Origin of the sequence: Francisella sp. 19S2-4, from assembly GCF_036281795.1 — a bacterium.
Classification (GTDB): Bacteria; Pseudomonadota; Gammaproteobacteria; order Francisellales; family Francisellaceae; genus Francisella.
In genome coordinates, this window is the sequence record NZ_JAWUZH010000060.1 from 1 (window position 1) to 10,420 (window position 10,420).

Here is a 10,420-nt window from a genome sequence, read left to right on the forward strand (position 1 = left end):
GCTAAGTTTTTACTAAAAATAGCAAAAATATTCCTATTCATAGAAATTGAAAGATTTATTCAACAGTCTTTATAATTAAATTTAAGTTACTAGTCACAATCTTTTGAATCTAGGGTTTAGAAACCTTTTTCTAAAAACTATTTTTATTTAGTAAACTAATTTTTCTGTTGATATATAGGTTGACATATAAATTAAGAAGAGTATTATAGTACGAACTGACGATGATAGCAGTCTGGAACCACCTGATCCCATTCCGAACTCAGAAGTGAAACGGGCTCACGCCGATGATAGTCTGGCATTGCCCAGGTGAAAGTAGGTAGTCGTCAGACCTTTTTCAAAAAATATTCAATAATAATTTCATTATATAATACGAACTAGCTACTTGAGAAGCTTTATTTATAGCGTATGATTGCCTTCAAACCTCTCAAAAAATCCTAAGAATTCACCTTTATCATTTCGAACTGCAGTCATATATAGACGCATATTTAAGCCTTTATGCACATATAGGAACTGTTCTGCAGCATGATTCTTTAATGCTTCAGCATGTTTTTTTATAACTTCTTCCGATCTAGCCTCATTATGTCCTTCAAATAATAGTTTACCGATCATATTAGGGTATCCGCGTTCCTGATTGTACCAAAATTTCGCTTTTTTGTTCATGTATCTAATAATATAGTTCTTATCAACAAAGACGATAGGATGCGGGTGAGCGTCAAGTAGTAGTGAATGTATTTCTGCTTCAGTCATAATATTCTCCAGTTTTTTTATTAAATCTTATTTTGGAATATTTATTCTAATTTATACTAAATATTCTATATTTTTTTAAAAATAGAGATACTATATTTTATAGCAAAATAATAAAATAATACTTTTAATTGGAAGTTTGACTGTATTAGATAATTTTCATAATGATAATATATGTAAGAGCTTATCAAGTTAGAATATTTAATATGATATTTTAAATACAGCTAGCATACTTTAACTTTTAAAGGGGCTTTGATATCGCCTAGAGTTATAGCGTGTGTGGGAAGCAATATCTGACTTTATATAGCCAAAATATACTAACTGTATTTAAAATATCATATAGGAAACTAGTGAAACTATACCAATGTAAGTTAAAACCAGTCCTCCTAAATAGGTGCAAAGGTAATTAATTTCAGATTTAAAAAAAAATTTCATTTTGTATTTAAATTAATCTAAAATTCTATTTCCCTAATTATAGAATAAAAACTTGCTGTAGTAATCATTTAAAATTAACAAGGCTTATTAATTTTTAATAAATACTGACTTAAAAAAAGATAAAATAAAAAATGCTAAATATTTTTGAAATGTTTTTCATAGTCTAATATGTTATCCTATACTACAATTTTTTTTATCAAAAGTTTAAATGTTTAGAAGTTTACCTTTATTTATTGGTTTGAGATATATCCGTGCGAAAAAGCGTAATAGGTTTATATCTATTATATCTGCTATATCGTTTTTAGGAATATCTTTGGGAGTGGCTGTTTTAATAACTGTAATGTCTGTAATGAATGGTTTTGATCAGCAGATTAAAAGTAGAATTTTAATGATGGTGCCACCATTAAAAGTTTATGAAATGGGTGGTAAACTTGATGATTGGCAGTCACTTTCAAAAAAAATATTAGCAAATAATCCTAAAGTTACAGCTGCAGCTCCAATAGTCGAGTCACAGGGACTACTTAGTGCCAATACTGGTGGAAGTACAACTGCATTTGTGCAAATACAAGGGATAGAACCAAAATATCAAACAAAAATATTACCAATTAAAAAGCATATGGTGGATGGTAGTTTATCATCTTTAGATAATGGTAAGGGTTATAATATTGTTTTAGGTAGCGTGTTGGCAGGTAGTTTGGGTGTATCTGTAGGTGATAAAGTGACACTTATTGTTCCTAAGATTAGCCTAACGCCAGCAGGCATGATTCCGCGTATTAAGCAATTCACAGTGACGGGAATCTTCTCTGTGAGTTATCAGTATGATGCTTATTATGCGATGATTAATCTTAAAGATGCTCAAAAAGTTTTTGAGACGGGAAATACTATTACATCATTACAGCTAGGTACTAAAAATGTTTATGATGCTCCAATTATTAAAAATAAGCTAAATGATGGAGGCTTGTCATCTTACTATTTTACGCGTGATTGGACAGATGAGAATAAATCATTTTTTGATGCATTAAAGATGGAAAAGACAATGATGTTCTTTATATTATTGTTGATAATTACTGTAGCAATATTTAATTTATTATCATCTTTGGTTATGGTTGTTACAGATAAGCGTAGTGATATAGCTATCTTAAGAACTATGGGGATGTCATCACGCCAAATTATTACAGTGTTTATCTATCAAGGTTTTATAATAGGATTGATAGGTACAATTATCGGAGTGCTATTAGGTGTAGTATTATCAACGTATGCTACTGAAATTGTTAATTTTATCCAGCATGTTACAGGTAGACAGTTTTTGAATGCTAGTGTCTATTTGATTGATTACATTCCATCGGATTTAATGTTCCCAGATGTTGTTAAGGTAACTTTGGTTTCTATGCTTTTAAGTTTCTTAGCTACGTTATATCCAGCTTGGAGTGCTTCAAGAGTTCAACCAGTTGAGGCACTTAGATATGAGTAATATTGTTTTAAGTTGTAAAAATGTTTCAAAAAAATATACTGAATTTAAGAATGACATAGCAATCTTAAAAAATGTTAATCTAGAGATAGAAAAGGGTGAGAAAGTTGCTATATTAGGTCTCTCAGGATCAGGGAAAACTACTTTACTAAATGTATTAGGTGGTTTAGATAAGTGTAATTCTGGTGAAGTATATTTAATGGGTGAGAGGTTTGATAACCAATCTGTTAATAAAAGAGCAATGATGCGTAACAAACATCTGGGGTTTATATATCAGTTACATCATTTATTGCCTGAGTTTACAGCTATTGAGAATGTAATGATTCCTCTAGCTATTACTAAAAAATATAATAAAAAAGACTCAATAAAACATGCTCAAGAAATACTTGAGAAAGTCGGTCTAGAACACCGTGCGAATCATAAGCCAGCTGAGTTGTCTGGGGGTGAGCGTCAAAGGGTAGCAATTGCTAGAGCATTAGTGACTAATCCAAATTGTATTCTTGCTGATGAACCAACAGGAAATCTTGATAGTCAGCGATCTGAAGGCATTTTTCAGCTAATGCAACAATTAAGTGATGATTTTGGCACTAGTTTTGTAATAGTTACTCATGATGAGAAATTAGCTAGCCGTATGAATAAGATTTATAGGCTAACTGATGGCGAGATAGAGCTAGTTCAGCATTTAAATTAATTTGTTTTTCTTAAAAAAAATCATTTTTAATCTATCAACTTTTAGTATACTGAATTAGTAGGTAATTATATTTTTATAGGTTGTTTAAACTATGAAAACGGTTGTATTTGTCTACAATGACTCTCTAAAGTCATATAAGGAAGAATTTTTATTAAAGATAGAAAGAGATCTTAAAGGATATCACTATAATACTTTGATTATTGATAATATGTCAGAGGTTGTAGAGATACTTGAGGAGAACTCCAGAATATGTTGTATTGTTTTAGATAGAGCAAGCTTTAACGTAGAGGCTTTTCACAATATTGCTCATTTAAATACAAAGCTACCTATATTTGTGGCTTCTGATTATAGTCAAAGTATCAAACTTAATCTAAGAGACTTTAACTTAAATATTAATTTCTTGCAGTATGACGCTTTAGCTGTTGAGGATTCAGATTTTATTCATAAGACTATAACAACTTATTTTAATGATATACTACCTCCTTTAACTTATGAGTTGTTTAAATATTCAAGAGATTTTAATTCAGCATTTTGTACACCAGGGCATCAAGGAGGGTATGGTTTTCAGAGATCTCCTGTGGGTGCATTATTCTATGACTTTTATGGTGAAAATATTTTTAAAACCGATTTATCTATTTCAATGAAAGAGCTAGGGAGCTTGCTCGATCATTCTGAAGCACATAAAGATGCTGAAGAGTATATATCAAAAGTTTTTAAATCAGATAGATCTCTTATTGTGACTAATGGCACATCCACAGCTAATAAAATAGTTGGAATGTATAGTGTTGCTGATGGTGATACTATTTTAGTTGATAGAAACTGTCATAAATCGATAACGCATCTCATGATGATGGTTGATGTCAATCCTATATATCTTAAACCTACTAGAAATGCTTATGGGATAATAGGTGGTATACCTAAGAGTGAATTCCAAAGAGATGCTATTCAAGAGAAAATAGAAGATAGTAATATTGCAGACAAATGGCCAGAATATGCAGTTGTAACAAATTCGACTTATGATGGTATTTTGTATAATACTGATACAATTCATAGTGAATTAGATGTCAAAAAATTACATTTTGATAGTGCTTGGATACCTTATGCAATATTTCATCCAATATATAAGCATAAAACTGCAATGCAAATTGAGCCTAAGCCTGAACATATAATTTTTGAGACACAATCAACACATAAACTTTTGGCAGCTTTTAGCCAGTCATCGATGCTTCATATCAAAGGTGATTATAATGATGAAGTTTTAAATGAAGCATATATGATGCACACCTCAACATCGCCATTTTACCCAATAGTCTCGAGTACTGAAATGGCAGCCGCGATGATGGAAGGTGAGCAGGGTTATAATCTTATAGATAAGACTATAAATTTAGCTATAGACTTTAGAAAAGAATTAGTTAAATTAAGATCTGAGGCAAATGGTTGGTTTTTTGATGTTTGGCAACCTGATAATATATCGAATAAAGAAGCATGGTTACTTAGAAATGCTGATAAATGGCATGGCTTTAAAAATGTAGATGGTGATTTTTTATCATTAGATCCGATTAAGATAACTATCTTAACTCCTGGGATAAAGGATAATGATGTTCAAGATTGGGGAATTCCTGCAGATGTTGTGGCTAAGTTTTTAGATGAGCATGATATCGTTGTTGAGAAGTCTGGGCCATACTCTTTATTATTTATATTTAGTTTAGGTACTACAAAAGCAAAATCAGTACGACTTATATCTGTGCTAAATAAATTTAAGCAGATGTATGATGAGAATACTTTGGTAGAGAAAATGTTACCAACTTTGTATGCTGAGGATCCTAAATTTTATGATGATAAAAGAATACAAGAGATTAGTGAGCAGTTACATCAATATATGCGAGATGCTAATTTACCAAACCTTATGTATCATGCATTTAATGTTTTACCAGAACAGAGACTCAATCCTCATAAAGCTTTCCAAAAACTATTAAAAGGAAAAGTTAAAAAAGTTCCTCTAGCTGATATATATGAACATATTTCAGCTGTTATGATACTTCCTTATCCTCCAGGAATTCCTGTAATATTCCCAGGGGAAAGGGTTACAGCGGAGTCAAAAGTGATTCTAGATTTTTTATTAATGCTAGAAAAAATAGGCTCAATGTTGCCAGGATTTGATACAGATATTCATGGTCCAGAGAGAGCTAAGGATGGAAAGCTATATATAAAAGTTCTTGATGAAGAAGAATAGTGAAAAAATTGAGATAAAATGCTTATAAAAGTCTATAAAAAGATGTATAGTGTCTTTTGTTAGGGTTTAAATTTAGTGGGTATATTTTTATGTTTAAGACTCCTCTTTTTGAAGCGCATATTGCAGCGAATGCTAAAATGGTTGATTTCTCTGGCTGGTCAATGCCAATTAACTATGGTTCACAGATACAAGAACATAATAATGTTAGAGAAAACTGTGGTGTATTTGATGTTTCACATATGCTTGCTGTAGATATCAAAGGTAAAGATGCTGAGAAATTTTTACGTCATATGTTAGCCAATGATGTTGCTAAACTAGTGAATAATAAAGCACAATATGGCTGTATGCTAAATCATGATGCTGGGATTATTGATGATTTAATTACGTATAGAATTGATTCAGACAAATTCAGAATAGTTGTAAATGCAGGCAATAGAGAATCTGATGTTGCATGGTTTAAAGAAAATGCAAAAGATTTTGCAGTTGAGATAACTCCTCAAAAAGATTTAGCTATAATTGCTGTTCAGGGACCAAAAGCAGCTGAAGTGGTTGAGCATGTGGTGACATCAGAAATCGCTGAACAATTAGATGAACTTAAGCCATTTTCATTTAAGTTTTTTAGTAGATGGATGTTTGCACGTACTGGTTATACTGGAGAAGATGGTTTTGAAATAATGCTTCCAGCAGATCAAGCTGTTGATTTTTGGAACAGCTTATTAAAACATGGAGCTACTCCAGCAGGCCTTGGAGCTAGAGATACTCTTCGATTAGAAGCTGGCATGCATTTATATGGTTCAGATATGGATAGTTCAACTACACCTTTAGATAGAGGCCTTAGTTGGAGTGTTGATTTATCTGATGAGGATAGAAATTTTATAGGTAAGAAAGCACTATTAGCGAAAAAAGCAAAAGGTGTTGATACTAAGTGGGTGGGTATTGTTTTAAGATCTAAAGGCGTACTTAGATCTGGCCAAGAAATAGTTCTTGATAATGGTCAGAAAGGATATATTACAAGTGGTAGCTTTTCGCCAACTTTAAAGATCGCTATAGCTTTAGCATATGTACCAAAACAAGGAGACAATCCTAAAGTAAACATACGTGGTAAAGAGCTAGAAGTTGAGATTACAAAACCAAGATTTGTCAAAAATGGTGAATCTTTGATATAGAGTATAAGTTTTTTGAAAATTAATTAAATGTAGCTAGTACGGAGGTATAAAAATGTCGAATATTCCTAGTGAATTAAAGTATACAAAATCTCATGAGTGGATCAAAGTAGATGGAGATGAGGTTACTGTAGGTATTACAGAGCATGCACAATCTTTATTAGGAGATCTTGTGTATGTTGAGTTACCAGAAGTTGGAGAAGAGTTCTCAGCTGGTGATGATACTTGTGTTGTTGAGTCTGTTAAAGCAGCATCTGATGTATATGCTCCACTTGATGGGGAAATTATTGATGTGAATGAATCTTTAGTGGATGATCCTTCTCAAGTAAATCATGCGCCATATAAAGATGGTTGGTTATTTAAACTAAAAATTTCTGATGAATCTCAGTTAGCTGATCTACTAACTGCTGATGCCTATGCAAAAATTATGGAAGATTAATTAAAAATTCTTAATAAAATTCAAAAGTTAATATTTTTAGTCATTCCATTATTGATCGAGAATGATTATTTATATTATAACGAATTATTTTCATTCAAAGGCATGGAGGAAATATGTCTTTTATTCCGCATAAACCAGAACAGATTAAAAAAATGCTTGATACTATAGGAGCATCTTCTGTAGATCAATTATTTGATGAAATACCTTCAAATCTAAGAGCAAAGACTTTAAAAATTTCTGATGGTATAAATGAAATACAACTAGCGAATTTAGCTAGAAAAAGAGCCAATAAAAATCATCACAATACAAACTTTATAGGAGCTGGGGCATATAGTCACTATATACCATCTGCTATATGGGATATCGTTGGCAGGGGAGAATTCTATACAGCATATACACCATATCAAGCAGAAGCATCTCAAGGTGGTTTGCAGGTTATTTATGAGTTCCAAACTATGATGGCTGGCTTAACAGGGATGGATGCATCAAATGCTTCTATGTATGATGGAGCGACTGCATTAGCTGAGTCGGTTCTTATGGCTATTCGCTCAAATAAAAAAGCCAAATCACAAAAGGTTCTAATTGTTGAAGCTTTACATCCAACTTATTTAAATGTATTAGAAACTATTACAAAACATCAAGATATAGAAGTTGATGTTGTAGGTCTTGATTCTCATAATGGTAAGACAGATATCGCTAAGTTAGCTAATTTTGAAGATACTCAATATGCTGCAGTAGTTCTTCAAAGTCCTAATTTCTTAGGTCAAATAGCTGATGTCGATGGAATTACAAATTGGGCACATAAACATGGAGCTTTAGTAATTGCTGTGACTAATCCTATGTCGCTTGCAATATTAAAATCTCCAGCAGAATGGGGCGATAATGGCGCTGACATAGTTTGTGGTGAAGGGCAACCTATGGGCGTGCCGTTAGCTTCAGGTGGACCATACTTTGGTTTTATGACTTGTAAGATGCCTCATGTACGTCAAATGCCAGGTCGTATTGTTGGTAGAACTGTTGACTTAGATGGTAATGAAGGTTTCTGTCTAACTTTACAGGCTAGAGAACAGCATATTCGTCGTGCTAAAGCTACTTCAAATATTTGTACTAACCAGGGTCTAATGGTGACAGCTGCGACTATTTATATGAGCTTACTAGGTGCAGAAGGTTTAGAAAGAGTAGCAAGTGTATCTCATGAAAACACTACTAAGCTAGCAAATGAGTTATCTAAACTAGATGGTGTGAGTATTAGATTTAATAATGCATTTTTTAATGAAATTGTTATTGATTTACCTGTAAGTGCGGAGACTTTTGTTGTAGAGATGGAAAGAGAAAGTATCGATGCTGGTTACTTTTTGGGCTATTATGATGGTGATTTAGAAAATTCAATTATGATTTGTTCCACCGAGATTCATACATCAGAAGATCATGTTGAGTATATTGCTGCAGCTAAAAAAGTTTTAGCTAGGTTAGGAGGTTAATTTAAATGGTCATTTTTGAAAAAACTAGAGGTGTAAATTCACCAGCTGTTATGCCTAGCAAAAAAGGTGATGTTTCAAATATCCCTACAAATATGCTTCGCTCTAAAAAACCTATCTTACCAGAGCAAGCAGAGCTAGATGTTGTTAGGCATTACACCCAATTATCACGTAAGAATTTTTGTATAGATACAAACTTCTATCCACTAGGTTCTTGTACAATGAAGTACAACCCTCGTGCAGCACATAAGTATGCATCACTTGCAGGTTTTTTAGAGAGACATCCATATGCAAGCAGCCAAAGTGTACAAGGTACATTAGAGTGCTTATATGATTTACAGGAGTTAATCAAAGAGTTAACAGGGATGACAGGCGTGTCACTTGCACCTATGGCTGGAGCTCAGGGTGAGTTTGCAGGTGTGGCTATGATCAAAGCATATCATCATAAACGTGGTGACTTTGAGCGTAATGAAATCATCGTACCAGATGCAGCTCATGGAACAAATCCAGCTACTGCAAAAGTTTGTGGTCTAAAGGTTATCGAAATCCCAACTAAGAGATGTGGTGATATCGATCTTGAAGCACTAGATAAAGTACTTGGGCCAAAGACAGCGGGTATTATGCTAACAAACCCATCAACTGTAGGTGTGTTTGAGAGAAATATCGCAGTTATAGCTAAGAAAGTTCACGAAGCAGGCGGTTTATTATACTATGATGGTGCGAACTTAAATGCGATCATGGGTAAAGCACGTCCTGGTGATATGGGCTTTGATGTTCTTCATATGAATTTACACAAGACTTTTGCAACACCTCATGGTGGTGGTGGTCCAGGTGCTGGTCCAGTTGCTGTAAATGATAAATTAAAAGAGTTTCTGCCAATACCGTTAGTTGGTAAGAAAGATAATAAATTTATGTGGATATATCATGAGGAAGATATACCAAATACTATCGGTAGATTATCGGCATTTAATGGTAATATTGGTGTACTAATTAGAGCATATATCTATGGTGTAATGTTAGGTGGTAATGGTCTAACAGAAGCCTCTGAAATTGCAACTTTAAATGCTAACTATATGATGGCTCGCTTAAAAGAAGAAGGCTTTACAATAGCATATCCTGATAGAAGAGCATCACATGAATTTATCGTGACATTAAAGCCAGAATTTCAAAAGTATGGTGTGACAGCTACAGATTTTGCTAAGTGCTTGATAGATAGAGGAGTGCATGCTCCTACTATGTACTTCCCATTATTAGTACCAGAATGTTTGTTGATAGAGCCTACTGAGACTGAGAATGTTGATAGTATGGAGAAGTTTATCCAAGCAATGGTAGAAATCAGAGATATTGCTAAGGAAAATCCTGAATATCTAAAAGGTGCTCCATATAATCTACCATCTCGTCGTCTAGATGATGTCAAAGCTGCTAAGGAGCTTGATATTGTTTGGCAACCTAAGTAAGAGCTACTAAAAACTATCTTCATCTTCGTGTTTGACACGGAGTCTATTATCTTAAAAGTAAAATGTTAAACTTTGTTTTTTAAAATCATAGGGTTTCGTTGCTTACTTCGTAAGCTATAACGACATACTTTTTGCATGGCAAAAAAGTATGCAAAATTGCCTAGCACTACGCTATCGTAGCAAGCAAAAAAGGAAAATAAAAAACTCATTAAATTCAAACAGGTTTATTTTCTGATAAAGACTGTTGAATTAATATCCCAAATTGTTAGATATATTTTGTAAAATACAGGTGTTACAGATATTAGTATTTTA

Annotated in this window: 8 protein-coding genes and 1 rRNA gene; 8 read left to right on the plus strand and 1 reads right to left on the minus strand. The window is 33.0% G+C overall.

Features of this window, described 5'->3' with window-relative positions; all coding sequences use genetic code 11:
- The first annotated feature begins 214 nt into the window (after positions 1–214).
- A 5S ribosomal RNA gene (gene rrf / locus R8535_RS10070) occupies positions 215–329 on the plus strand.
- Between the two features lie 67 nt (positions 330–396).
- On the opposite strand, the gene R8535_RS10075 is transcribed toward rrf, so the two are convergent.
- Positions 397–747, minus strand: a complete 351-nt coding sequence (locus tag R8535_RS10075) for a PAS domain-containing protein (RefSeq protein ID WP_329498921.1) — start codon at positions 745–747, stop codon at positions 397–399.
- A gap of 640 nt (positions 748–1,387) precedes the next feature.
- Between R8535_RS10075 and R8535_RS10080 the strand changes: the two genes are divergently transcribed.
- From R8535_RS10080 to gcvPB, 7 genes are all read left to right on the plus strand, one after another.
- On the plus strand, positions 1,388–2,650 hold the full coding sequence (locus tag R8535_RS10080) for a lipoprotein-releasing ABC transporter permease subunit (protein ID WP_329498923.1): 1,263 nt from the start codon (positions 1,388–1,390) through the stop codon (positions 2,648–2,650).
- Entirely contained in the window at positions 2,643–3,338 is a 696-nt protein-coding gene (lolD, locus tag R8535_RS10085; protein WP_329498925.1) for a lipoprotein-releasing ABC transporter ATP-binding protein LolD, read from the plus strand. Before R8535_RS10080 ends, lolD begins: the two co-directional genes overlap by 8 nt.
- 91 nt (positions 3,339–3,429) lie before the next feature.
- Complete coding sequence (gene ldcC, locus R8535_RS10090; RefSeq protein ID WP_329498926.1) at positions 3,430–5,571, plus strand: lysine decarboxylase LdcC; 2,142 nt, start codon at positions 3,430–3,432, stop codon at positions 5,569–5,571.
- Between the two features lie 89 nt (positions 5,572–5,660).
- Positions 5,661–6,737 (plus strand): glycine cleavage system aminomethyltransferase GcvT, encoded by a 1,077-nt coding sequence (gene gcvT / locus R8535_RS10095; protein ID WP_329498928.1) that lies wholly within the window; start codon positions 5,661–5,663, stop codon positions 6,735–6,737.
- Positions 6,738–6,789: 52 nt separating this feature from the next.
- Positions 6,790–7,173 carry a glycine cleavage system protein GcvH gene (gene gcvH, locus R8535_RS10100; RefSeq protein WP_329498930.1) on the plus strand — a complete coding sequence of 128 codons (384 nt, stop codon included), beginning with the start codon at positions 6,790–6,792 and terminating at the stop codon, positions 7,171–7,173.
- A gap of 113 nt (positions 7,174–7,286) precedes the next feature.
- Positions 7,287–8,654, plus strand: a complete 1,368-nt coding sequence (gcvPA, locus tag R8535_RS10105) for an aminomethyl-transferring glycine dehydrogenase subunit GcvPA (protein ID WP_329498932.1) — start codon at positions 7,287–7,289, stop codon at positions 8,652–8,654.
- Positions 8,655–8,659: 5 nt separating this feature from the next.
- The gene (gene gcvPB, locus R8535_RS10110) at positions 8,660–10,108 is read left to right on the plus strand and encodes an aminomethyl-transferring glycine dehydrogenase subunit GcvPB (protein ID WP_329498934.1); all 1,449 of its coding nucleotides are present in this window, start codon (positions 8,660–8,662) and stop codon (positions 10,106–10,108) included.
- Positions 10,109–10,420: the final 312 nt, after the last annotated feature.

What these genes read in the sequence shown, in the direction of transcription:
- R8535_RS10075 (WP_329498921.1), bottom strand. Translation starts at nt 747, where the DNA reads ATGACTGAAGCAGAAATACATTCACTACTACTTGACGCTCACCCGCAT.
- R8535_RS10080 (WP_329498923.1), top strand. Translation starts at nt 1,388, where the DNA reads ATGTTTAGAAGTTTACCTTTATTTATTGGTTTGAGATATATCCGTGCG.
- lolD (WP_329498925.1), top strand. Translation starts at nt 2,643, where the DNA reads ATGAGTAATATTGTTTTAAGTTGTAAAAATGTTTCAAAAAAATATACT.
- ldcC (WP_329498926.1), top strand. Translation starts at nt 3,430, where the DNA reads ATGAAAACGGTTGTATTTGTCTACAATGACTCTCTAAAGTCATATAAG.
- gcvT (WP_329498928.1), top strand. Translation starts at nt 5,661, where the DNA reads ATGTTTAAGACTCCTCTTTTTGAAGCGCATATTGCAGCGAATGCTAAA.
- gcvH (WP_329498930.1), top strand. Translation starts at nt 6,790, where the DNA reads ATGTCGAATATTCCTAGTGAATTAAAGTATACAAAATCTCATGAGTGG.
- gcvPA (WP_329498932.1), top strand. Translation starts at nt 7,287, where the DNA reads ATGTCTTTTATTCCGCATAAACCAGAACAGATTAAAAAAATGCTTGAT.
- gcvPB (WP_329498934.1), top strand. Translation starts at nt 8,660, where the DNA reads ATGGTCATTTTTGAAAAAACTAGAGGTGTAAATTCACCAGCTGTTATG.